Origin of the sequence: Thermus igniterrae ATCC 700962 (assembly GCF_000376265.1) — a bacterium.
In the GTDB taxonomy this organism is placed as follows: domain Bacteria; phylum Deinococcota; class Deinococci; order Deinococcales; family Thermaceae; genus Thermus; species Thermus igniterrae.
In genome coordinates this window covers 1-23,352 of the sequence record NZ_AQWU01000042.1, presented here as the reverse complement: position 1 = coordinate 23,352, position 23,352 = coordinate 1, and the positions used below count along the sequence as shown (strand labels likewise).

Sequence of the window (23,352 nt, the reverse complement as noted above, 5' to 3'; positions counted from 1 at the left end):
ACCTTTGGGAGCGGAAGCCTTGGACGGCCATGGCGCGGGCGCTTTTGGAGCTCATCGCCTACGGCCTTAGGGTTCTTCTCTCCCTTCTCCCGCCCCCTCCGGGGTACAAGGCAATTTACTAGGCAAGCCCAGGGGAGTGAGGACCCAAGACCCCCTCTCCCGGGTCATCTTGACGGGAAAGCTTCCTCTCGCTAAGCTAAGCTTTGCGTGCGGGGGCGATTAGCTCAGCTGGTCAGAGCGCACGCCTGATAAGCGTGAGGTCGGTGGTTCAAGTCCACCATCGCCCACCACGATGAAGACGCAAAGCTTCCCCCCTCGGTAGCGAGGGGGGAAGTGCTTTAGGGGGCTATTTGGAGGGCCATTTGCTCAGGCTAGGGGCCTGTTTCCAGAGCTTTTTAGGAGGTCTTCCAAGTCTATTACATAACCCCGGCGCTCCTCTTCCAGGAGATGGCGGTAAATGCCCAAGGTGATGTTGGGGTTTGCGTGGCCCAGGCGCTCACTCACCACCTCCAGGGGGATGCCTCGGGAGAGGGCCAGGGAGGCCCAGGTGTGTCGGAGGTCGTGCACCCGCACCCGACCCAGGCCTGCCTTCTCTGCCAGGCGGCGGAGATAGTGGTTGAAGGCATCCGGGTCATAAGGTTTTCCACCGCCGAAGAGGAAGAGCTCCCAAAGCTCCTCCGGGGTTAGGCGCTCCAGAAGCTTCTGGCGGCGCTCCTGCAAGCGCAGGAGTAGTCCCCGGGGTAAGGGGACTTTTCTACGGGCATGCCTGGTCTTGGGAGCGCTGAAAGTTCCCTTGCCCTCTACTTTGGTCCATGAACGCCATACCGTCAGTTCTCCTCGGGTGAAATCGATGTCCCGCCATTGCAGGGCAAGAGCCTCCCCCCGGCGTAGCCCCGTTGCCAGCATAAGGCGGAGGAGGAGGGCCATATCGGGGCTTTTGGACCGCTCCGCCTCCTCCAGGAGGCGGGCCACCTCGTGGGGCTCCAGAGCCCGGGCGGCTTTCTCCCCCTGGGATAGGCGTAGGCTCACCGCCTCTGCGGGGTTGCGGGCCACCAGCTCTAGGCGGAGTGCCTCGCGGAAGAGGGCCTTTAGGCGCATGAGGACTTTGCCGACCGTTCTGGCCGAGTACCCCTGCTCCATGACCCTGTCTAGCACCCCGCGAATGTGGGCAGGGCGTACCTCCTGCAAGCGCATGCGGCCTAAGGGATCATGGGCAAAAGGGTCTTTGAGGGAGGGCATAGCGCGCATGAGTTCTTCTTTGGCGAGGCGGAGAGAGTTTGGTCGCAAGCCCTCCCGCTCCAGGCGCTTCAGGTACTCCAGGGCAAACTCGCGGGTACTCTGCTTGGAGGGTTCGGCCAGGAGGCCCTTGGATTTCTGGTCTACCAGCTCGGCTAAGAGCTTTTCCGCCTCGCGGCGGCTATTGGCGTAGCGCTTCGCCTTGAGGAGCTTGCCCGTAGCGGGATCAACCCACTTGAGCTCGGCCACCCATTTGCTCTTGGTGGCGTCGTAATAGGTGGAGCCTCCTCCTTTACCGCGTGCCATGCTTTCCTCCCGTCGCTTCTGGCAAAGGCAAAGCCTTTCCCATAGTTGGCTACATCCTACCTAGCGGGGCTATAATCCTTGCTCCTTTAGATGGACTGTCTTCCTAAGAGGGGGGAGGTTATTCGAAAAGTGCGTTTGGGGGATGGGGACGACTATGGTTTGGTATATGCTAGGGGCTCTCTTCAGACCACCCCAAACCGAGGCCCAAAGCCAGGCTTGGCCTGAGGCGGACCAGCAAGCCCTTCACATGGCTACCCTGAGGGTTTTGTCCCCAAGAGAAGTGATCGTTGAGGGGCGGGTCACGTTGGTTGGCGACACCTCCACGCCCATTGAGTGGGTGCCCATCAGCCAAATCGTGCCTAACGCCACTCCACCCAGGGCTCATTACAACTGGGAGGTGATCGAGCGGTTCCGCGACTCGATCCTCAGGAACGGCCTTATCCACCCTCTCGTCGTGTACCGACGGCTGACGTTGGTTAATCCGCCTTTCGTTTTACTCGATGGTCACTACCGCTATTACGCCCTCCAGCGCATCGCTGAGAAGCGAGAAGGTGGGGGCGACCTCAAGGTGCCCGTCCTGGTCGTGACGGGCATGGCTCAGTTCAACGCTCTGGGAATTCGCTTTACAGCAGACTCTGGCTTGGTTGTTCCCCATTCCGATCTAGATCGCGCTCTGCAAATTGACGCACTGCTTTCTATGGCTGACGTACCCCTAGGGGTGTTTGTAGCTGTGCTCCGAGAAATCCTATCGGCAAAGTCTAAAGGCAATCAGCATGACCTTGTTCCTAATGCGTTGACCCTTAGGTTGCTTGGAGTGTTTGGTCTTAAGCCAAGTAAGGCAGTCTACTACCTGGGGACCTTTTTGGAGGAACCTGCCCTCTACGAGTTGGCTAAGGCGCGGCTGGTTGGAGATCCGGTGTTTCGGGTTTTGGCCCAGCGCAGGGTACGGGCGCATCCCCTGTTCAGCACGTTTCTGGAACGAGCGAAGTGGGGTATTCCAGATGAGAAAGCGTTCGCCCGGGAGGTGCGTGCGATTGTGGCCCCAGATACCCCTGCGGCCCGAAAAGAGTCTGTCTACCGGGGCCTTCGGCGTCTGGCGAAGCGGGCTGGAGGTTGGAAGCGCCTGGCTGAACTCCTCGACGACTGGCTCCGGGCTCTGCCGCCTGAGGAGGTCAAGTAAATGGCAGTCCCTTACGGAGAGTTGCGGCGCGCGATTGATCTCGGCTTGCCCGTGCCTGTGGTCCTAAGCGGGGTGAGGAGCCGGCCCTTCGACCTCATGGCGCTCTTTTTGGGGAACTGCATTGGGAGGGTGGCAAACTGGGTAAAGGAACCTGACGTGGCTCTTCTGGAGTGCCTTCGCCCTCGGTTGCTCTGGGAATATTTTGAGTACCCTGAGATCCAGGGGGAGGTAATTGAAAAGTGGGTTCTCCATCCAGACTCGCCTTGCCCGTTTCCTTTTCCTGTTGTTGCCGTACCGGGATTTGGCAGGATTGTAGTGCTTTTTGGCAGGGTGTGGCCTAAGGGGATGCTTAGACAAGGTTACTACTGGACCTTGGCGCAATCCGAAGAGCTGCCTATTCGACACCGGAGGTTATTGATGGAGATGGCCCGGGGAAGGGTCGAGGGACTTACCCGCCACCAGCGGGATTACATGTGGAAGCTGTATAAGGAAGGGATCAAGCCCTAGAAATCCCGTCCAGGACAAGCGAAATCGCCCCTTTTTCCGCAAAGGGGCAGTTCTTGTTGTACGCGTCACCTTTTGTTTCCGGAGTCACTGGTTACCTCCTGAACGGAGGAGGGAGAGGGGCAGAAAAATAGGGGGGCGAGGGTATGGTGGGGGGCACTATGCCCGGAAAGGGTGGGTCCCCTAGCGACCTAGGGTCTAGAGGATATCTGTCCAGTAGCTACCATGTACTGACTTTCCCTGTCGTTCCAGCAGTATGTGGTTGGGGTTCATTCGTCCCCGGGCAGCGGCTTCTGTGTAGACCCGCATCCGTGCATCGGGCCACCCGTAGATTTCCACCCGCCCGCTCCTCTCCACCCGGAGGAAGATCACCAGGGGGGCCTCGAGGTCCAAGACCATCCTGCCATCGGTAGAGCCTAGGTGCACCCTCCGGGGGGCGGGGAGATTCCGAGCCCGCCAGAGGAGGTGGGGGAAGAGGTTTTCGACGGGGGCCAGGACCCGCTCGGGCTCCTTCTGGGCCGGGTAGTAGAAGGTGGCCCATACGGGTTCGGGGACGCCCTCCCGGGCCAGGAGGATGCAGGTCAGGCGCTCCAGCCGGAGGAGTTCCCGGGCGGGAATACGCTTTCCCTCCTCTAGGGCGTGGGGAAGGGCATGCTTCCAGGCAGTCAGGGTAGGGCGGTGCTCAGGGGGCGGGGCAGGGGAGAAGACCACCCGCTCCCCCTCCCGGCGTACCGTGTAGGTGGCCTCCTCTAGGACGCCCAGCAGGTTCACGGTCAAGGGCTCCATTCTTCCACCTCCTCAAGCCCAGACTGGGGGGTTGGCACGGGGGGAGGGAGGGGGGACGATTTTGGGCCAAGCTCCCGATTTTGGGCCAAGGAGTTGGCCCAAAATCCTTCCTCGTCCTGGACGGCATTTTCCCGATTTTGGGCCAAGGGCATAGAGAGATTAGGGCGGGGGAGTCGGAGAACCTTAGGGGCTCCTCTCCCCGGAAGCGCCACCTCCTCCACCAGCCCCCGTTCCCTGAGCCCGGATAGGGCCCGCTTGGCGGTGCGCTCGGAGACGTTGCCCCGCTGGACCACCTCCTCCAGGAGGGCTTTCCGGGGGAGGCCTTCTTCCCCTGCTTCCGCCAAAAGCTCTAGGATGGCCTTCTCCGCCCGCTCCTCCAGGGTGACTGCTTCGGGCAAGGGATAGGGCCTGAAGTAGGCCCCCTCCCCATCCGCAAGCCACACCAGCTCGAGGCCAATGGGCGGCGGCAGGGGGGCATAGGACTGCTTCACACAGGTGAGCTTCACCACGTCCCTGCCCTCCACCTCTTTGGGGGGTATGCGGTCCAGGGCAAAAGCCGCCCGAGGGGAGAAGAGCTTGGCGGTAGAGCCCAATGGCCCCTTTTCGGCCACGGTCTGCCCGGGGGCAAGCTTCCCTACGTGATCCAGCAGGAGGAGGGCCGCCCCCGTGGCCTGGGCCAGGGAGGTCAGGGCACGGATGGGGGCGTGCACCTGCTGGGGCTTGATCACATCCACCCCCAAGAAGGCAGAAGAGAAGGCGTCCAGCACGATGAGGGCCGGGGGGTCTTGGCGAAGCTCCTCCTCGAGGGCCCGCACGTCCTCGGGGGTCAGGCCTCCCTCCACGGCCCGGAGGTCCAGGAGGGCTGTATCGGCATCTTCGTAGGCCCGGAGGAAGCGACAAAGCCAAAGAGCGTAGCCCAGCCCCCCGGGATCGTCTGCATCCAAAATGAGCACCTTCCCCCGCTTCACGGGGCGCTTGCCGAAGAGCCCCTGGGGCCGGAGGGCCTGGACGGCGAGGAAGGCCACCAGGCGGGTCTTGCCCTCCCCCTGCTTGGCAAAAAGGACGCTCACATAACCCGAGGGGATGAGCTCGTCCACAAACCACTCCACCACGGGAGGCTCCTGGGGAAGGGCAAGGCGCTTCACCGCCATCCCTCATCACCCCCTTTCTTCCAGGGATTGGGGTCCTTATATTGTGATGTTTCGTTGGCCCAAAATCGGGTTTTTGCCGTCCAGGACGATGCAGGATTTTGGGCCAAGGGGCTGGCCCAAAATACCTCTTTTGGCCCAAAATCCCCCCGATCCTCTAGGTGGAGGGGTGCCCGGCTTCCCACCTCGAGGCCCCATCGCACCGCCTCCCGGGCCTCCCGCTCAGGAAGCCCGGCCTGCATGGCGGCGGCTACCAGGACTTCTTCCGCTTCGTGGGGGTCTAGCCCGTGGGGGAGGAGCCCCCCAGCGGCCCTGGCGTAGGCGATCAAGGTGTTGTGACGGGTGCCCACGGGGGCGCTTGCCACCCGGTCCGCATAGGCCTCGAGGATCGCCCTCAGCCTCCGGGGAGAAGTCCCCTCGGGAGGGGCGGGGGGCTTCACCTCCTCTCGCCGGGGAAGGGCCTCCTTTAGGAAGTCCAGAAGTTCTGCTGTTCTCTCCTGGGGCTCAGGGGGGAAGCCCGGGAGGAGGAGTCCCGTGTAGGTGAAAAACCGCCCTCCCACCTCCTTGTAGGCGTAGACCTCCACCCCCATGGGGCCCAGGGTGAACCGGGCGGCCCGGTCCCCTTCCAGGTGGGCCCAGAGGAGGATGTGCAAACCCCTGCCAGATGGGGAAAGCTCAGCGTAGCTCCCAAACCGCCTCAGAAGCTCCTGGGCCTCGAGGGGAATGCCCTCCCCGGGCCACCCCTTCCAGTCGAGATCGATGCCCACCAGCCCCCCACCCAGGACCACCCCCAGGCCGGAGTAGCGGCCCGGGTAGCGCCTCAGGGCGGCCAGAGCCTCCTCGTAGGTGCCCCAGTCCTCCGGGCGGCGTACCGAAGCCCGGTAGGGCTTGGGAGAGCCCTTGGGAGAGTAGGGCACCTTGGTCGGCCCGCCTTCCCGTTCCTCAGCACGCCACACAAGCCAACGACGCTCTTTTGCCAGGGTGACGGCTACAATGGGATTAGACTTCTGCATAGGAGTCTCCTTTCCGCTACCCCCGCGCCTCCACGCGGGGGGCCTCCTTTTCTCCTGCAAGGAGCCGCTCGACCGAGGTCCTGACGATGTAAAGCCGCTTCCCCTGGGGCAGGCGGAACCCCTCCGGGGCCAGGATGCCCACCCCGGCCTTGGGCTCCCGCGTCCACCAGGCGCGGATGGTGACCAGGCTTTCCTCCGGCCCGTGGGGCCGCTTCTCCCCTGGCGAAAGCGGCAAAACCGTGTAGCCTAGGCGGACGTAACCCAACGTGGCATGCATCACTGCAGGCCCTCCCTGCCTCTCCTGGCGTCACTCGACGTTTTTTCCGTAACCAGCTCCTCTAACCGCCCGTCAATTAGGGCCTCTGCTACCCGTACTGGAATTAGGAGCCTGCGCCCGATTCGAATTCCGTGCTGGCGAGCTATTTTGTACGCCAAGTCCCGGCCAATAATTTCGGGCCCAAGCATCTGTCTTAGTTGGTTAACCGTGAGTAAGCGGCGGTTTCCGTTCACACTGGGAGAGTAGCGTATGGTCTTTTGGCTCTTGAAAAACAAATTTTGTCGTCCAGGACGACCATAGAGCCTCCTTTAGGGCAGTTTTTGTGGTGAGCCCCAAGGGTGACGCCCCGGGAGGGGGGGTGGGGGGAAGGGGCGGGGGAGGTTGTGGCGAGCCAGAGCATGCTATCTTGCGAGGCAAAGCCTATGGAACTTCGAGTAATTCCCACCCCTGACTTTCGGGAGCTTCTGGAACGCCTCGAAGCCGCCGTGAGTGCTTTGGAGCGGATGGCGGGAACAGGCCGCCTCAAGACAACAGGCAACAGGATGGGCTACAGCGTGGCAGAGGTTGCCGAGCTCCTCGGGCTGAGCAAGAACCTGGTCTACAGGGCCATCCACTCCGGGAACCTGAGGGCCGTCAAGCTGGGAGGAAGGCTGATTGTTTCGCACCGGGCACTGGAAGAGTGGCTGGGTTACGTGGGCTCCGAGGAGCAAAAGGGACCTCGAGGCCGAACTTGGTGAGCCTCGGAGGGCCTGGGCTACCCTAAGGGCATGAGGCCCCTTTTGGGTCTCGCGTGGGCGGTCCTCCTGGGTCTGGCCCTGGCCCTCAGCCCCCAAGGCGGGCTCCAGGGGCCCCTTCAAGTGGTGCGGGTGGTGGACGGGGACACGGTGGAGCTGGCCGGGGTGGGCGCCGTGCGGCTCATCGGGATAGATGCGCCGGAGTCGGGGTACAACCGGAGGACCTCGGGTCCGGAGGAGGTGCGGCTGGGCCTCGAGGCCAAGGCCTTTCTCACCCGCCTGCTCCAGGGAAAGCGGGTCTGGGTGGAGCTGGATGTCCAGGAGCGGGACCGCTACCGCCGGGTGCTGGCCTACCTGTACCTGGAGGATCCCAAGGGAGACTGGACCTATGGGGCCAGGCGCTTCCGCCAGGTGAACCTGGAGGTGGTGCGCGCCGGGTGGGCCGAGCCCTACACGGTGCCGCCCAATGTCCGGTACGCCGATCTCTACCTCCAGGCGGCGCGGGAGGCCCGGGCCAGGGGGGCGGGGATGTGGGGGGAGAGCGCGCAGGGGGCCTCGAGGCCGGGAAGCGGGAAGTGCGACCCCGCTTATCCCGCGGTCTGCATCCCTCCGCCGCCCCCGGACCTGGACTGCGGGGACATACCCTTCCGCAACTTCAAGGTGCTTCCCCCCGACCCGCACCGCTTTGACCGGGACGGGGACGGGGTGGGGTGTGAAAGCCGCTAATCCCCCACCAACACCACCTCCACCGTCACCCCCTTGGGGGTGAGGTCCCGCACCTTCACCTCGGCTACCCGGCCGGCCACGGGGGAGCGCACCAGCTGGCGCTCCGCCTCCCGGTCCCGCCTCCGCTCCAGCCTCGAGGCCTCCAGCCTGGCCTCCCGCAGGCGCTCCTCCAGGTGGGCCCGCTCCCCGGTGTAGTCCAGGACCAGGCGCTTCCGCCTGGCCAGAAGCTCCTCCACCCGGGCCTCGGCCTCCAGGAGCTTCAGCCGGGGCTCCGCCCCCTGGGCGGCCAGGTAGCGCAGGCGGTCCCGGGCCTCCCGGGCCCGGGCAAGCTCCCCCTCCAGGACTTCCCTCTCCAGGCGGAAGCGCCCCTCCAACCGGGCCAGGTCGGCCTCGAGGCGTGAGGCTTCCTCCTGCTTGGCCCCCGCCCTCTCGGCCAGCTCCTCCAGGGGAGCCTCGTCCACATACCGGGCCAGGGGCTCCCCCTCCTCCACCCGGTCCCCGGGGCGCACCAGGAGGCCGGAGAGGCTGGGCAGGTCGGGGATGACGATGGGATGGACCTGGGGCAGGACCGGGAGGTGGGTCGAAGCATCGAAGGGTGGGCTGAGAAGATGGTTGAGGGAAGGGGATTCCCTAAGCCGGGTTTCGGCTTGCCCCTCACGCCTCCTCGAGGCCATACTCCGCCTTGAGGGCGTTGCTGTTTTCCCGCAGGGCCCGGGCGAGATCTTCCGGGAAGCCCTCTTCGGCCTCCGCCTCCACCTCAAGGACCACCCGCACCCGCACCCCAGGTTCCTTGGCCAGTTGGAGGACGATTTCCTTGGCCAAGAGGTCGGCCTCCCGCAGGAGGTCGGTGGCAGGAACCTCCTTCTTTAGGTAGAACCGCCTGGGCTTGGGCTGGGGTGGGGGAGGAGGCGGGACGGGCGGGGCTATGGTAGATCCACCTCCTAACGTGTTTGGCGTTGCAGTTTCAGTATTTTCCATTGTGGTCTCGGGGGGGTGGGGCTTCTCCTCCGCCTTGGCCCTTTCCGCCACCTCCTGCTCCAGGAGGAACCCCGCCAGGTTGGGGGCAAACCCGCCTTCGCGCCAAAGCACCCCCTTGGGGTGCTCCCCCTCGAGGCGCTCTGCGTAGCCGAAAAATCCGTCCTCCACCCCTTTCCGCACGGAGGCCAGGAGGACTTCCTCGTCCTTCAACCGGGGCAGGTAGGGGTAGGTGCAGAAAGCTTCCCAAAGCCAGCGCAAGGGCAAGATGCCCTGGGAATCCCGGGCGGTGAAGAAGCGGTAGCGTTCCAGGGTGTCCCGCAGGAACCGGGGGTGCCACTCGGTGTAGACTAGGCTCTCGTTTTTGGCCTTGCTCGCCGCCCGCTCAAGGGGCTTGCCGCTTCCCTGGAGGCGGAGGGCCTGGAGCTCGAGGTCGGGGGCCTTGGGGTCGAGTTGGTGGAAGCTGAGGAGGTGGCGGTAGGCTTCTTCCAAGCGGGTGTTTAGGGTGTTCTCTGCCTCGACAAGCCGCGACCGCACCTGGGCCCTGTCCATATCCCCCAGGTTCAGGCTGGGAGCTTCCTCCAAGATGGACTTCCAAGCTAGGTAGCCCCTCGAGGCCGCCTCCAGGTCGGGCCAGGAGGTGGCTTCCGCCGCTAGGAAGAGAAGGGTGTTGCGGTAGAGCCTGGGAGCCTGCCCGCGCCGGTCCAGGATCTCCCGCGCCAGGCGCTCCGCTTCCGATTCCCCTTTGGTGTGGGAGGCCCAGGGGGGCAGGACCACGAGGCGTAGGGCGGGCTCGTCGGGCACGTCCCCGCTACCTTCGGGGACAGCGTGGACGGCGGCGAAGAGGCTGGGACGCTCCTTGGCCCAGGCACGGATGCGACCCACCAGCTCCCGGCGCACCTCCTCCGGGTCCAAGGCCGCGGCCCGGTCCTGGGCCAAGCGGTTGAGGCTGGGGCGGGTATCGAACCAGTAGCGGTCCCCCTCCGCGTGAAAGTAGGTGAGCTGGTCGGTGAGGGCTTTGAGGGCGTCCCCCACAAAGGAGGGGTTCTCCCCAGGCTGGACCACCCCCAGGCGCACCCGGATGCCCTCTACTCCCCGAGGCCGCCCAATGGGGGCGGCGGCGGGGGCGGTAGCCATGAAGACCGCCCGGGCGGTGCGCCGGGCCATCTGGTGGCGGCCTAGGTTAGGCCGTTCCTTGTCCAGGAGGAAGGCTTTGGCATTGGGGCCGTCCACGTCCGTGTCCAGCACCTGGTCGAAGCCCTCCTGGAAGCGGGAGAGGTGGCGGGTGAGCTCATACCGGGGCCCTCCGGCATCGAGGGGTAGGCTTCCCGGCAGGATCATGAGGGAAGGATCCCCCCGGGTCCACAGGGTGTGGACCACGGCGGCCATCAGGCGCAGTACTCCCCGGGTGCGCTGGAAGCCCTCGAGGGTGGACCAGTCCCCATAGAGGCGGTCGAAGAGTTCGGGGTGGATGGGGTAGGCCAGCTTCATGCGGCGCTCGTAGTCGGCCTCGGCGGTTTCCGCTGGGAACTCTCCCTTGTGCTCCCGGTAAAGCCGCATGAAAGCCTGTACCACGGCGTCCCGGTCCCGGAAGCCCTCGGCGGAGAGGGGCAGGAAGAGCCTGCGGCGTACGATCTCGTAGGACTCGTCCTGGGTGGCGGGCTGCCAGACGCTCTCCAGGCGGCCAAAGACGTTCTGCAGACGGAGGAGGGCTTCCCGCCCACCCCCGCCCCCCACCTCGGCGTCGGAGGCGGGGAGGGAGGCCACCACCAGGGTCCGCCCGCTCCGCTTGGCGGCCTCGGTGAGGGCTTGGGCGAAGGTGAGGTTCTGGTCGAAGGTACCCGCAGGGAGGTCCTCCTCCCCGTAGAGGTTGCGCAGGTAGGCTACCCACTCGTCGATGAGGACCAGGACGGGGGCAAAGCGGTCAAAAAGCTCCTTGAGGGTGTCGGAGCCTGGGGCCACGCCCCGGAGGTCCCCTTCCTCCACCAGGCGGTAGCCCTCCACCCCGCCGATCTGGTAGGCCATCTCCCCCCAGAGGGTGTGGACCACAACTCCCTCCGTCTTGGGGCGGCGCTTGGCAGGGTCTAAGGCAGTGCCCACCAACACCGCCCGCCTGGCCTTGGGGGCCTGAGTGAGGCCCGCTTCCTTCAACACCTCTTCCAGCCCGGGCACTTCGTGGGGGTCGAGCCCTCCGCCGAAGAGGTGGTAGAGGGCCAGCATGGAGTGGGTCTTGCCGCCACCGAAGGCCGTCTGCAGCTCCACCACCGGGTCGCCTCCTTCTCCCGAAAGGCGCCTGAGGGCGTTCAGCAGGAGGCGCCTGAGCCCCCCCGTGAGGTGGGTGCGGCGGTAGAACTCCAGGGGGTCGCCGTACTCTGGGCTCGCCTCCCCCCGGAGGACCTGGGCCAGGTCGGCAGCAAACTCGGCCTCGCTGAAGCGACCCGAGGCCACGTCAGGGTGGGGAGTGGCCACCTCCCGCCAGGGCTTGAGGCCGGACGGGGTGGGTAGCTGGGGCAGCTTGGCCGCCCGCTCCACCTCCCGCTTGGCCTCCTCCTCGAAGCGGCGGCGCAGAAGCTCCCGGGCTAGGCGCCCGGTCTCCTGGGCTTCCTCTGCGGCCACCATCTCCAGAAGGCGGGTCATGGTGTCCAGGGCCCGGTGGGCGTCCTCCAGGGTGAAGGCGTTCTGGTGGGCGTGGCGGTTGCGCACCTCAATGAGCTCCTTCACCAGGGTGCGCCCCCACTGACCCAGCTTCTCGTCAAAGACCTCGTGCCAGCGGTAATCCATGAGCTTCAGGAGGGCCTGGGCGTCGGGGTCTTGCAGTTTGTCTCGGTCGCCCTTCAGCACCTCGAGGGCCTGCCGGGCCCATTCCTCCCCGTACACCCGGCGGTACTCCCGCTCCACGAAGGGGCCGAGGCCCGCCTTCAGAAGGTCCAGGCCCCGCCCCACGATTTCCCGGTTGCTAAGCGCCATATTCCTAAGAATACGCGGCCAGGCTCCGGAAGCCTGGCCAAATGGGCACGGAGGGCCTAGAGCTTCATGGCGGGCAGCACTAGCCGGGGCAGGCCCATCTGGGCGGTGAGGAAGTCCACGTAGACTCTCAGATAAGGCCAGAGGTTAAGGGGCAGGTTGCGCTCCCGGAAGACCTGGAAGAGGGCTTCGTCGGGGAAAGTGGTGCACCGGTAGCGGGCGGCCACGCGCAGGTGGACGAAGCCGAAGCTCCCCTCGTCGTCCTGGAACTCCAGCCTAAGCTCCAGGCCCGCTTGGAAGCCCTCCTCGGTCTTCGTGGGGCCGAAGGTAGAAAGCCCATCCGGAGGAGGGCCGAAGCGCTTGGAGCCCTGGGGCGACCGTTCCAGCTTGGCGTGGACCTCGAGGAGCTCCACCCCCAGGATCTCCAGGCCGGCGATGAAGTCTGCGTAGGCTTCCGGGGAAGGTTCTCCGCCCTCTTTGGTGGGGAGGAGCTTCGCCCGGCGCAGGGTGTTGTAGACCCGCTGGTAGGTGAGGCCAAGCTCCTTGGCAATGGCAGAAACGCTCTTGCCCTCCTGGTAGAGCCTGCGGATGGTGGCAGACTTACTTTCCATCGGCCTAGGCGATTTCCTCAAACGCCTGCTTCCTCTTCTGGGTCAGGGTGGTCCAGGTTTCCGCCACCGGCTCCCAGCCCTTAGCCGCACCTGCAGCCAAGGGCTCGTCCGCGCCCAGATCAAAGCGGGCCAGGACCTCGCCCTCCTCGTCGGTGAACTCCAGGCGCAGGGAAAGCCCCAGGGCCTGGGCGTAGCGGGCCAGCCCCTCGAGGGTCATGGAAAGCCCGGCGGAGGTTTCCATTTGGCTCACGCGGCTCCGGGAAACCCCCAGGCGCTCGGCCACCTCCTTCTGGGAAAGCCCCTTGAGCTCCCGCAGGTAGCTCAGGAGCCAAGAAAGCTCCTCGTCCAGAACCTCCCGGTAGAGGCGAGCGCTTTCGGGGTCCTTCAGAGACTCCTGGAAGTAATGGCGGAAGTCCATGTGCCGGCCCATAATCAATTCACCTTTCCCTTCTTCATGGCCTTATAGGCTTGGACAGCCAGCTTGAGGAGTTTGGGGTCCGGGCTATCCTGGTCCTTGACCTCCCCCGCTGCCACCACGAAGAGAAGCTCTTCCTGGCGCCAGTAGTAGAGGCGTATACCCGTGCGGTGGCGGAGTTCCCAGATGGGCGCTTCCAGGTGAGCAAGCGGCTTGGCCAGAGGCGGGCGGAGGTCCGGGCCTTGCTCCCCCAGCGTCCAGAGCAGGCGTAGGGCGAAAGTGTGGAGCTTGGGGTTGTGGCGCTTAAGGTCTTCCAGCCAGTCCCGCACCTGCGAGCGCCCTCTGGCGTCCTCGTAGAAGACCACCCGGTAGCGCCCCACCTCACACCCCCATGGTATACCTACCCAAAAGGTTAGTCAATGCTAACCTCGGAAAAGCTCTTCCTGTATCGCCCGCCGGGTCTTGCGGGCCTCCACGCTCAGGTGGCCGTAGCTTCCTGCCAGGAGGTTGAAGTCCTGGGCTTCCGCCAGGCGGCCCTTGCGTTCGGCAAGCCCGTAGAGGCGGTAGGCCAATGCCCTGGCCCCTTCCGCCAGGGCCTCGGGGGTGCGGGCCAGGAGGCTCGCGGCGGCGCTCTCCCCCTGCTCCTTCAGCGCTTTGATGAGCCCGTGGGCCACCTCCCAGGCGGAGAGACGGCGGTCCTGGGCGGGATCCCAGCCCGCGGTGTACTCCTCGGGGCGGAGGAGGCGCACCTTTCCTCCCTTGGCCCGCAGGATGCCCCCCTCCTTCACCGCGGCCACGGAGACGTTCTTGGCCTTGGCCAGGGTTTCCGCGTCCCCGTAGGGGCCTTCGCCGTAGCCGTACTGGTCGTACCAGGCGATGGCGAAGCGGGTGGGGGCGTCCAGCTCGGCCTCCTCCTCGGCCAGGAACTCGTCCAGCACCTGGTTGATGAGGGCCAGGGCCTCCCGCACGGGGATGGCCCGGCCATCGGGTTCCAGCACCGCCCCAAAGCGGCTGTAGACCGCCATGCCGGGGCCGATGGCGCTTTGGGCCAGGTCCACGGGGGGAATGCTTCCTTGGGTGAGCTTGCGCAGGGCCTCAGGAAGCTCCCTCCGGAGGGTCCGGAGGAAGTCCTGGCGGGTGGCGGTGGGGGCGTCCTCTGGCCGGGGGCGGCAGACCAGGACGATGGAGGAGGCTAGGGCGTTGGAGTTCTGCCCCCTGGAGCGGTTAGTGCGCTCCGTGCGCATGGGCCAGGTGGCGGTGATCTGGAAGCCCGCATCCACCAGGCCCTGCAGGAAGGTCTCCCAACCCGTGGAGGCCACCCTGTCCGTGCCTCCTTCTTCCTCCTCCCCCTCCTCGGTCTCCTGTTGCTTGAAGGCGTAGTAGAGGGAGAGGGGGTAGTGGGGGTGGGCCTTGGCCCGGAGGTTCTGGAAGACCCGGCGCATGCCCTCCTCGAAGTGGCGCTTGGCGGCCTCCCTGCCTCCCTGGCGGTAGGGGTCGGCCACCAGCTCCTCGGCCTTGGGGGTGAGGAGGGTGCGGAAGAGGCTGGGGTAGGTGTCCCCTAGGGACTTGCGGAGCCAGACGTAGAAGAAGTCAGAGAGGTCGGCGTAGGGAACGTTGTCGTAGTAGGGCGGGTCGGTGGAGATGAGGGGCGGGGTGGGCACCCCGTTTACTGAGTCCAGGGCGTTCCCCTGGCGGGCCTGGCCCTCGGGGTGGGCGGGGAGGGCTTCTAAGGCTTTGGCCACCCATTCAACTGCATCCATGAAGTTGCGCGTGGAATCAGAGAAGGGGTTTACCTCGGAGAAGTCCCAAACCATGGGGAGGGCTTGACGACCAAAGACCCCACCAACTTTCTCTCCGCCGCTTTGCCATCTCGATAGCGAGTTACCACTTTCTGCAAGGCGATCCAGGACAAAAGCCAGGTACACCCCCACCGCCTCCGCATAGGCCTTGGCCCCCCTTCCCCCTTCCGCCAGGGGGATGCCGTCATCGGACAGGCCCGCCTCGAGGGCATCCTGGTACACCCGCTCCCTGGCCTCCGCCACCAGGTCGGCGAAGGTGGTGAGGGCCACCAGCTGGCGGGGGGTGAAGAGGTCGGCGTGGGTGCTGAGGCCGTAGTTCTGCACCCGGAAGCCAAGGGCCTGCTCGGGAAGCTTCGTGTCCGGCCTCCACCTCGGCACCGCCCCCCTCGCCACCTCCTCGTGCTCTGGGGTGGGGGCGTGGTAGTTCCTCCCCTTTTCGCCCGCAGTCACGATGGCCATCAGCCTGGCCCCCAGGCGGCCCGCCTTCCCCTCCCTGCGCACGTGGTCCAGGGGGATGTGGGCCCCGCACACCAGACACCGCCCGCCCCGCCTGCCCACGGTGCCCTCCACGGGGGGCTTCTCCCCCCGCTCCACCCGGAACTGGACTTGGCCCTCCCGCACCTCGGGCACCACGTAGACCCCCTTGCCCGCCTTCTTGGAGAGCCAGAAGGAGCGCACCAGGGGGGCCTCCGCCCCGCAGGCGGGGTTGGGGCAGGCCACGGTGCGGGCCCAGAGCCAGGCGATGACCGTTTCCCCGTCCAGGTCCAGGTAAAGGTGCCCGATGCGCTTCCTGGCCTCCTCCCGCATCCAGGCCCCGTAGTGGCGCACGTCCTGGGCCAGGCCTGCGGCTCGGGAAAAGGCACTATTCCCTATGGGCTTGGCCCGGTACTCCGGGTTCACCGGGGGCAACCCGGCAAAGCGGGCGGGGATTTCTATCAGGGCCTTGTTGATGAGGACGGCCACGGGGTTCAGGTCTCCCGCAAAGGCCCTCAGTCCCAGGCGCTGGGCCTCGAGGGGAATGGTGCCCCCTCCAGCGAAGGGGTCCAGGACCGGGGGGGCCTTTTCCAGGAGGGCTTGGATCCGCTCCTTGTCCCTGGGGGAGGCGGGGGGCTCCTCCCCCAGGGCACGGGCGAGGCTTTTGGCGATCTCGTAGCGGGCCTCCCCGATGACCCCGTTGTCCTTTTCCGCTTCCTCGGGATCTTTCACGCTGTCCCAGTTCACCAAGCGCTCCAAGAGCCCAAAGAGCCGCTGGCGCTCCGCCTTGGCCTCCTCCTCAGGCAGGTACTCCCCAGGGTCGTCCACCAGGCTGGCGAAGAGGACCGCCCGTGCCGAAGCCAGAGGCCGCCTGGCCCACCACAGGTGCAGGGTGGACGGGTGGCCGTGAAAAGAAAATCTCTCTTCTAAGGACTCCCGGTTGATGGCCTCGAGGGGTAGGGCAACCTCAATGAGCTTTCTCATGGGCTAGGGTCGTGTAAGGATTTATGTGTAAGGGCCCGTGTTTAATAGGGGGGCACACCTTAGCACGAGGAGGTGCCCCGTGGACCAGGATACCTTGCGGATCTTGCTGAGGGAAGCGGTGCGGGAGACAGTAGCCGAGGTTCTGCAGACGGTTCTGGAGCTGGACCGGACGGCCTTCTTGCAGGTGCACGGAGGCCGCAGGAACGGCTACTACCCCCGCAAGCTGGAGACCACCTTCGGCCAGGTGGACCTGAAGGTCCCTAGGGATCGGGAATCTCGGTATTATCCGGCTTTCCTTAAGCCCTACGTCCGCCGCCTGGTGGACGTGGGGGAAGTGGCGGTAGCCCTTTACGCCGCCGGGGTCAGTCAGCGCAAGGCGGCCGAGATATTGAGCCTGCTCTTAGGCCACCGCTACTCCCACGAGACCCTGAGCGCCCTGACGGACGAGGTCCTGGAGGCGGCAGGAGCCTTCCGCACCCGGCCTTTGCCCGAGGAGATGGCCTTCGTCTACCTGGACGGGCTTTCCCTAAAGGTCTTCAGGGAAGGAGAAGGGATCGTACGGGAAAGCGTGTATGTGGCCCTGGGCATCGCCCCTAATGGGGAGAGGCGGGTCCTGGGGTTTTGGCTGTTGCCCACGGAGAGCGCCCTGGGATGGGAGGGGGTCCTGGGGAAGCTTTGGCAGCGGGGCCTGCGGCGGGTGTTGCTCTTTGTCACCGACGGGCTGCCCGGGCTTCCCGAGGCGATCCGCAGGGTCTACCCTCAGGCGGAGTGGCAGCGGTGCGTGGTGCACGGGGTGCGGTGGAGCCTGTCCCAGGTGCGCTCCCGGGACCGGGCCCTGCTGGCGGAGGACCTGAGGCGGGTGTACGGGGCGGAGAGCCGGGAAGAAGCTCTTGGGGCCTTGGAGGAGGTGAAGGCCGCCTGGGGTTCGCGGTACCCGGGGGTGGTGGGGCTTTGGGTACAGGATTCGGGGGCCTTCCTGCGGTTCTACGGGTACCCCAAGGTGCTTTGGCCGTACCTGCGGAGCACCAACCTGATGGAGCGGTTTATCCGGGAGCTACGGCGGGGGACGAAGGTGCGGGACCACAAGTTTCCTAAGGAAGAGGCGGTGTACAAGCTTCTTTACCTGGAGTCGGAGAGGCAGGCTGCTTCGCGAAGCGAACATCTTGCAGGGAGGTGGGCAGAACGGAAACTAAAGGGGTTCTCGGAGGTGAAGGAGGTGCTGGAGAAGATGCTTCAGGAGCGGTATGCCCCCCGTACACAGACTCTTACACATAACTCTTGACACGACCCCTCCTGGGGCACGGCCTCGCCGTGGAGGCCTTGAGGGCAGCGGGGACGAAGCGTGTGGGGATCGTCCTCAACTTCGCCCCGGTGTACGGCGAGGACCCCGAGGCGGTGGACGTGGCTGACCGCTACCACAACCGCTACTTCCTGGACCCCATCCTGGGCAGGGGGTATCCCGAAAGCCCCTTTCAAGACCCCCCGCCCACTCCCAACCTCTCCCGTGACCTGGAGCTCGTCGCAAGGCCCCTGGACTTCCTAGGGGTGAACTACTACGCCCCCGTCCGCGTGGCCCCGGGGACGGGGCCTTTGCCCGTGCGCTACCTTCCCCCGGAGGGGCCGGTCACGGCCATGGGGTGGGAGGTCTACCCCGAGGGGCTTTACCACCTCTTGAAGCACCTCGGCCGGGAGGTGCCCTGGCCCCTTTACATCACGGAAAACGGGGCCGCCTACCCCGACCTCTGGACGGGAGAGGCCGTCGTGGAGGACCCCGAGCGGGTGGCCTACCTCGAGGCCCACGTGGAGGCCGCCTGGCGGGCCCTCTTCACCCTTTACGCCACCGCCACCCCCTTTGACCGGCCCTGGGAGGCCCGTTACCTCCTGGAGCCCACGGGCTTCGTCCCTTACCGCCTCTTCACCCGTTTCATGCGCCAGTTCGCCGTCTACACCCGGGAGCGGTACCGGGGAGGGAGGGAGTTCTACTTCGCGGGGGGGATTGAGGACCTAGCCCGCTTCCACGGGTACCTCCGGGACCGCAACCTCCTCACCAAGCGCCTCTTCCGCCCCCCAGAGGGCCTGGTGGCCTACGAGGTCCCCCTCCTGGAGGTCCCCGAGGAGGCGAAGGCCCTCCTGGCGGAGGTGCGGAGGCGGCTCAAGGCGGCGGCCTACCGGGCCCCCCAGGAGGAGCGGGGGATCGTCATGGCCCAGCGCACCCTCCTCTCCCGGGCCATCCTGGAGAGGATCAAGCTGAGGGCGGCCCTTCCCCTGGTGGCCGGCCTCCTGGAGGAGGGGTGGCACGTCCTGCTCTTCGTCCAGTACCGCTCGGACAAGACCCTGGACCTCACGAGCCCCGAGGCGGTGGAGGCCTTCCTCCAGGACGCCGAGGAGAGGGGGCTCAAGGGGGCCCTCCACCGCCACCTGGCCCCGGCCCTGAAGGGCCTCGGGCTCACCCTCCCCTCCCCCGTGGCGATGGTCCGGGAGGCCTTCGGAGGGCTGGGAGAGGACCTCGCCTTCTACACCGGGGCGGAGACGGGAAGCGCCCTCAGGAGGACCAAGGCGGCCTGGGACGAGGGGAGGGTGCGCCTCCTCCTGGCCACCGCGGGCAAGGGGGGTGTGGGCCTCTCCTTCCACGACACCACGGGGAAGAGACCTACGGCCCAGATCGTCCTCACCCTGCCCTGGACGGCCACGGGGCTGGACCAGGTCCTGGGCCGGGTGGTGCGCCTTGGAATGAAGAGCCCCGTGCGGATCCTCTTCCCTGCGGCCCCGGTGCCCTTTGAGCAGCAGCTTGCGGCCACGGTGGCCCAGAGCCTGAGGACCCTGGGGTACGCGGTGCGAGGGGGCGAGGGGGTGGTGCCGGAGCGGGTGGTGGAGGCCTTCCTCTACGACCTGGCGGCGGTGGACCTGATGGGCTTCCTCAGGCTTTTAGAGGCGGAGGAAAGCCTGTCCAAGGCCCCCCGGGAGGAGGAGGCCTCTTCCCTGGAGGTGCCGCTTCCGCCCTCGGGGTGAAGGGGAGCCTAAAACTGTAGGGTGAAGGGGGTCCCGGAGGCCTCCAGGGAGTAGACCCCTTCCCTTCGGGGGTGCCCTTTCCAGCTCTTTTGGTGGGGGGCCCGGGCTCAAGCTACCCGGCCCAGAGCCGTGGGCACCAGGTCCCTCCCACCACCACAAACTGAGGGGATACGCCCAAACCCCCACGCCAAAGCGGCTCAGGAATCCTCCCGCCGTTTTCCCGAGACTCCGTTCCCCCTCCGCCCATCTGCGCCCTTCCAAGGTAGTGTTACCCCCCACCCCCATGGGTAGGGCCGGTCCACCCGGGCCTCAGGGGAGGGTCAGCCTTGCGGGAAACAAGCTTAGCGATAAGACCAAGCCCTCTTCGCACCGGCTAGGAGGCTCTCCCCATGGCCTCTACCTCCTCCAGGCGCCTGGGATGGAGCGGGCCAAGGGCGAAGAGGTAGAAGGCCAGGAAGGAGGCCAGGGCCACCCGCAAGGGCAGGGTCACGCCGATCCCCCCCAGGACCCCCGAGAGGGTTCCCCCTAAGGCGCCCGCCCCGTAGATCAGGGCCCGCAGGGCGGCCAGGCTCCCCGCCAGGGCCTCCTCGGGCAGCAACCACCCCCGCACGGCCCGCAGGTGGACGCCCGTGACCCCGACGGCAAACCCATAGAGCAGGCCCCCCGCGAGGAAAGGAGGGAACGGAAGGGCCAGGAGGAGGAGGGCCCTCACCGGGTCTCCCCGGTCCAGCCGGGGGCTCAGGAGGAGCAAAGGGCCTAGGGTGAAGTACCCGAGGGCAGCGAAGAGGCCTACCCAGAAGGCCTCCCCCGTGCGGGCCACCTCCAGGCTCAAGGCGCTGAAGCCCAGGGCGGCCCCCAGGTCGCCCAGGGCCTCGGAAAGAAAGGCCAGTTTCCAGACCGGGTTCAAGCCTCTAGAGCGAACCCTTCCACCATCCAGATGACCCCACCTGTAATGGAGCAGGCATGGCAAAGGGGCGCACGTACACCCGCCGCGTCCGGCCGCCGACCCTGACCTCTTGCACCTCCTTGAGCATCGCCATTCACCCCCTTACGGGTTAGCCCCAGAGTAGCAGCAGGGGAATACCGCCCGTGGAGCCCAGGAGGGCCTCACCCACGCCCCTCGGCGTCACCACGAGGGGAGAGAACCCTTTGGGAGAGGCGGAGGAGAGGGGGAAAGAGAAGGGAGGCCAGGAGGAAAACGCTCCCAAAGGCCACGAAGGCCCCCCTGGGCCCCAGGAGGTCCCCAAGCCCCCCGCCCAAGGGGGAGCCCAGGACCCGGGCCGTCTGGGTGAGGACGTTGACGTAGGCAAAGAGGCCCACCAGGGTCTCCGGGGGGGCAAGCCGCTGGAGGAAGGTCCGGAAGGCGATCCGGGCCACGGAAACCCCCGCCCCCGAGACCAAAGACCCGAGGAGGAGGTGGGGGTAAGGGAGGAGGCCGTTCCCCAGGTTGCCCAGGCCCAGGAGGCCAAGCCCCCCGAGGAGGCCAAGGACCGGGGGGAGGGAGACGCGGGTAAGGGCCTGGGCCACAAGGAAGCCCCCCAGGCTAAAGCCCGCCCAGGCGATACCTAGCCCCTCGGGCCGCTTGAGGTCGTGGAAGAGAAGAGCGGTGAGGACCCCGCCCCCCGTGAGGGCCAGGGCAGGGAGAAGGGCAGGTAGAGCAACGGGGAGGAGAACACCCAAGGGTACACCCCCAAAGGCCTTCCGCCTCCCTTCGGAAGGGCCTAGGGGAGGAGGGGCCTTCAGGCCCAGGAGGAGGACCAGGGCCACCCCCAGAGGAAGGGCGAAGAGGGGAAGGGCGTAGGGCCCCAGGCGGTCCACGGCAAAGCCCCCTATGAGGGGGGCCAGGACCAGGCCCAAGGTATTGGCCATTTCCCAGCGGGCGTTGGCCTGGGACAGGGCCTCCTTAGGGAAGAGGCGGGGCAGGGCGCTTCCCAGTAAAACGCCGTAGATGGCCAGAGCAGCCGTAAGGAAGAGGAAGAGGGCGAGCAAGGCGGCGTAAAGGAGAAGAAAGGTGCTAAGGCCAGGGCTTCCCAGGGCGAGGAGGGCCGCTACCCCAAGGCCAAAGGCGAGGAGGCGGAGCACCATTTGGGGCCTGGTCTCAAGCCAGGATTGGAGGAGAAAGGGGGTCAGGATGCTCGCTAAGGCTTGAACCAGGGTGAGGACCGAAGTTTGTAGCCCCGAGGCTCCCGCTTCCAGGAACCGCCATAGGCCCGCCACCACCAGGCCCTGGCCGGTCAGGGTTAGAAGGAAGGCGAGGAGGAAGAAGGAGAAGGTACCCGAGGGCGGAGTTAAATCCTTAGCCATGCTGGGACGCTGAGCCATCAGCTAGAGGGATTTCGCTGGTGTAATTGGGGATAGTCCGAATGTCCACGGCATCAAAGAAGTTCGGTTGAACAGGTATTTTCCGTAGCTCTTGCAGTAGAGGCGAATTCTCCCAAATGTCGGCTAAAGTGCTCGTTAGAAGGTTGCCGAAGAACGAATACCTGGGCCGCCACTCACGCAATTTGGCAGAAACGTAGACATTACCCCTCGGATCTACGCGAAGAGCACGATTACCCCTAGAGGTAAGCCATATCTGATCGCGGGCCGGGTTTTCCGATCTAAGTTCTCTAGAAAGCTTATACCACAGCCTTTGGTGGGGCTTAATCGCACCTAATCTAACCATGTCCATGTATTCCCCTACAGCGAAGTCCCACTCTTCCTGGCTAAGAACGAGATGATTCAAGCTTGCCCCGCGCCCTGCGGGATACATGGGCGCAATCCCATACATAGCGTTGTTTTGTGTTGCGATTTCACCTATCTTTCTAATCTCAGTGTAGTTCTTCTTGTGAACTACCGTGAAGACAGCCAGAGGGATACCGGCTTTGGCAATGAGACTTATCTGCCGCAAGGTAGTCTTAAATCCCCCCTTACCCCGAAGCAAATCGTGGCTATCCGGACTAGATCCGTCTAAAGTGGTACCCACGAAGTTCAGATTTTTTGTGGACGCAATCTTATCTAAGTCGCTATCTCGCAACACGGACAAGTCGGTGTTAACTTGAACGCTAAACCCTAGCTCGTCCGCTAGGCGGATGATCTCCAATCCATCTGGCCTACTCAGTGGATCACCTCCTGTGAATTCAAGGTAGAAGACCCCTTCCTTTCTTATGGAATCCAAGATATATCCCCACTCATCGAAAGTCAGCTCTTCCCGAAGAGGTATTTTGGGTTCAGGGCCGGATTCGTATGCACAGTATGCACAACGCCTATAGCACCTATTCGTGAGCTCGATTTCCATGGATAGAGGCCTATAGTACCGGTCATCGGAGAAGTGTTGATCGTCTAGGAACAAAGCTTTAGATTCCAGCCCTTCTTGAGAAGGGCGAAGGTATCCCTCGGCAATCAAGTAAAGGATTAAATGCCCCGCTGCCTCTACAAATCCCTTGGTAATTTCACTTAAGCCTCCTTCTTTGAGAACTTGCTTGAGGGCCAGCGATGGCCTAGTAGCAACTACAAAGGATCTAACAAGGTCGAAGGCTTCCTGATTGAGAAAAATGCCCCTCTTAAAGCCGTAGAGTATTCCCCCGAACCGCTCTCTGCGTAGGACAACGCTAGCGTCGCTGGCAAGGACAAGGGGCACGTCTTCGACCCAAAGCCTTTCGTATTCCGAGCCTAATCCTTCTTCGAGGTCCTCCTCGTAAGCCAATATAAAATTGCCTGTATCAATGGCAACCATCAGGAAATCATGCTGCTGGCCTACGACCTTTGGAAGTTGTAAACCCCTCTCGTGCATTTCTTCCACCCCCTTACGGGTTAGCCCCAGGGTAGCAGGGGGGAGGTTACGTCCAGGTTACGTGGAAGCTCTTCCCAACGATGGCCCCTGCGTAACCTCGCGTAACCTTGGACTCCCCGCGTAACCTCCCCCTTGGCACCCTGGAAGCATGAGGCACAGGTGGCCTTGGGTTCTCCTCGTGGGATGGCTTCTCCTGGCCCTTCTAATATGAAATCCTCCCGATCCATTCCCTCAGCATCCCCCCGGCCACCAGTGAAAAAGAGTGTGGCTCCGAATAAGCTCCGGCTGGGTCTGCAAGTAAGCACAGCGGGCCTCCACCCTCTCCCAAAGCTCCTCCTCCGAATCCACCCGCCCATTCGCTACCACCCCGTCCACCAAGGGCCATACCCGCTCCACAGGCTGTAGCTCAGGAGAGTAGGGGGGCAAAAAGACCAAACCT

20 protein-coding genes and 1 tRNA gene are annotated in these 23,352 nt (G+C 65.0%); 7 read left to right on the top strand and 14 right to left on the bottom strand.

What is annotated here, in order from left to right; translation table 11 throughout:
- Positions 1–213 precede the first annotated feature (213 nt).
- Positions 214–290, top strand: a tRNA-Ile gene (locus B128_RS0102330).
- Positions 291–366: 76 nt separating this feature from the next.
- On the opposite strand, the gene B128_RS0102325 is transcribed toward B128_RS0102330, so the two are convergent.
- Entirely contained in the window at positions 367–1,542 is a 1,176-nt protein-coding gene (locus B128_RS0102325) for a tyrosine-type recombinase/integrase (protein ID WP_018110676.1), read from the bottom strand.
- A 142-nt stretch (positions 1,543–1,684) separates the two neighbouring features.
- On the opposite strand from B128_RS0102325, the gene B128_RS0102320 reads away from it, so the two are divergent.
- Both B128_RS0102320 and B128_RS0102315 read left to right on the top strand, forming a co-directional pair.
- Positions 1,685–2,722: a ParB/RepB/Spo0J family partition protein gene (locus B128_RS0102320; RefSeq protein ID WP_018110675.1), complete on the top strand. Its 1,038-nt coding sequence runs from the start codon at positions 1,685–1,687 to the stop codon at positions 2,720–2,722.
- On the top strand, positions 2,723–3,229 hold the full coding sequence (locus tag B128_RS0102315) for a hypothetical protein (protein ID WP_018110674.1): 507 nt from the start codon (positions 2,723–2,725) through the stop codon (positions 3,227–3,229).
- Positions 3,230–3,424: 195 nt separating this feature from the next.
- On the opposite strand, the gene B128_RS0102310 is transcribed toward B128_RS0102315, so the two are convergent.
- The 4 genes from B128_RS0102310 to B128_RS0102295 all read right to left on the bottom strand — a co-directional run bounded on the left by B128_RS0102310 (position 3,425) and on the right by B128_RS0102295 (position 6,450).
- Positions 3,425–4,012 (bottom strand): hypothetical protein, encoded by a 588-nt coding sequence (locus B128_RS0102310; RefSeq protein ID WP_018110673.1) that lies wholly within the window; start codon positions 4,010–4,012, stop codon positions 3,425–3,427.
- Complete coding sequence (locus B128_RS0102305; RefSeq protein ID WP_018110672.1) at positions 4,000–5,163, bottom strand: AAA family ATPase; 1,164 nt, start codon at positions 5,161–5,163, stop codon at positions 4,000–4,002. The genes B128_RS0102310 and B128_RS0102305 overlap by 13 nt, the downstream gene beginning before the upstream one ends.
- Entirely contained in the window at positions 5,154–6,077 is a 924-nt protein-coding gene (locus B128_RS13095) for a DNA primase (RefSeq protein ID WP_244922446.1), read from the bottom strand. Before B128_RS13095 ends, B128_RS0102305 begins: the two co-directional genes overlap by 10 nt.
- Before the next feature lie 112 nt (positions 6,078–6,189).
- Positions 6,190–6,450 carry a bifunctional DNA primase/polymerase gene (locus B128_RS0102295; RefSeq protein WP_026174959.1) on the bottom strand — a complete coding sequence of 87 codons (261 nt, stop codon included), beginning with the start codon at positions 6,448–6,450 and terminating at the stop codon, positions 6,190–6,192.
- A gap of 422 nt (positions 6,451–6,872) precedes the next feature.
- On the opposite strand from B128_RS0102295, the gene B128_RS13005 reads away from it, so the two are divergent.
- Entirely contained in the window at positions 6,873–7,187 is a 315-nt protein-coding gene (locus B128_RS13005) for a helix-turn-helix domain-containing protein (RefSeq protein WP_211207069.1), read from the top strand.
- Positions 7,188–7,217: 30 nt separating this feature from the next.
- A complete protein-coding gene (locus tag B128_RS0102285; protein ID WP_018110670.1) occupies positions 7,218–7,910 on the top strand; it encodes a thermonuclease family protein in 693 nt (230 codons plus the stop codon).
- Here B128_RS0102285 and B128_RS0102280 read toward each other — a convergent pair.
- The 6 genes from B128_RS0102280 to B128_RS0102255 are packed head-to-tail and all read right to left on the bottom strand — an operon-like array spanning position 7,907 to position 16,132.
- A complete protein-coding gene (locus B128_RS0102280; RefSeq protein ID WP_018110669.1) occupies positions 7,907–8,584 on the bottom strand; it encodes an HlyD family secretion protein in 678 nt (225 codons plus the stop codon). The two genes, B128_RS0102285 and B128_RS0102280, sit on opposite strands and share 4 nt — an antisense overlap.
- Complete coding sequence (locus B128_RS0102275) at positions 8,565–11,852, bottom strand: Swt1 family HEPN domain-containing protein (protein WP_018110668.1); 3,288 nt, start codon at positions 11,850–11,852, stop codon at positions 8,565–8,567. The genes B128_RS0102280 and B128_RS0102275 overlap by 20 nt, the downstream gene beginning before the upstream one ends.
- A 56-nt stretch (positions 11,853–11,908) precedes the next feature.
- Positions 11,909–12,460: a helix-turn-helix domain-containing protein gene (locus B128_RS0102270; RefSeq protein WP_018110667.1), complete on the bottom strand. Its 552-nt coding sequence runs from the start codon at positions 12,458–12,460 to the stop codon at positions 11,909–11,911.
- 4 nt (positions 12,461–12,464) lie between these two features.
- Positions 12,465–12,878, bottom strand: coding sequence for a helix-turn-helix domain-containing protein (locus B128_RS12165; RefSeq protein ID WP_018110666.1), 414 nt, complete (start codon positions 12,876–12,878; stop codon positions 12,465–12,467).
- A gap of 14 nt (positions 12,879–12,892) precedes the next feature.
- Positions 12,893–13,255, bottom strand: coding sequence for a type II toxin-antitoxin system RelE/ParE family toxin (locus B128_RS0102260; protein ID WP_018110665.1), 363 nt, complete (start codon positions 13,253–13,255; stop codon positions 12,893–12,895).
- Positions 13,256–13,297: 42 nt separating this feature from the next.
- A complete protein-coding gene (locus B128_RS0102255) occupies positions 13,298–16,132 on the bottom strand; it encodes a DUF1156 domain-containing protein (RefSeq protein ID WP_018110664.1) in 2,835 nt (944 codons plus the stop codon).
- A 37-nt stretch (positions 16,133–16,169) separates the two neighbouring features.
- Here B128_RS0102255 and B128_RS0102250 point away from each other — a divergent pair, with 37 nt between their 5' ends.
- Together B128_RS0102250 and B128_RS12160 are read left to right on the top strand one after the other, a co-directional pair.
- Positions 16,170–17,414: an IS256 family transposase gene (locus tag B128_RS0102250; protein WP_040683557.1), complete on the top strand. Its 1,245-nt coding sequence runs from the start codon at positions 16,170–16,172 to the stop codon at positions 17,412–17,414.
- On the top strand, positions 17,411–19,141 hold the full coding sequence (locus B128_RS12160) for a family 1 glycosylhydrolase (protein WP_245537212.1): 1,731 nt from the start codon (positions 17,411–17,413) through the stop codon (positions 19,139–19,141). The genes B128_RS0102250 and B128_RS12160 overlap by 4 nt, the downstream gene beginning before the upstream one ends.
- Positions 19,142–19,514: 373 nt before the next feature.
- On the opposite strand, the gene B128_RS0102240 is transcribed toward B128_RS12160, so the two are convergent.
- The 3 genes from B128_RS0102240 to B128_RS12595 form a co-directional block, all read right to left on the bottom strand.
- The gene (locus B128_RS0102240; RefSeq protein ID WP_014516139.1) at positions 19,515–20,048 is read right to left on the bottom strand and encodes a hypothetical protein; all 534 of its coding nucleotides are present in this window, start codon (positions 20,046–20,048) and stop codon (positions 19,515–19,517) included.
- Positions 20,049–20,248: 200 nt separating this feature from the next.
- Positions 20,249–21,445 carry an MFS transporter gene (locus B128_RS0102235; RefSeq protein ID WP_003043751.1) on the bottom strand — a complete coding sequence of 399 codons (1,197 nt, stop codon included), beginning with the start codon at positions 21,443–21,445 and terminating at the stop codon, positions 20,249–20,251.
- A complete protein-coding gene (locus B128_RS12595) occupies positions 21,438–22,913 on the bottom strand; it encodes a radical SAM protein (protein WP_014632236.1) in 1,476 nt (491 codons plus the stop codon). The genes B128_RS0102235 and B128_RS12595 overlap by 8 nt, the downstream gene beginning before the upstream one ends.
- Positions 22,914–23,352 lie beyond the last annotated feature (439 nt).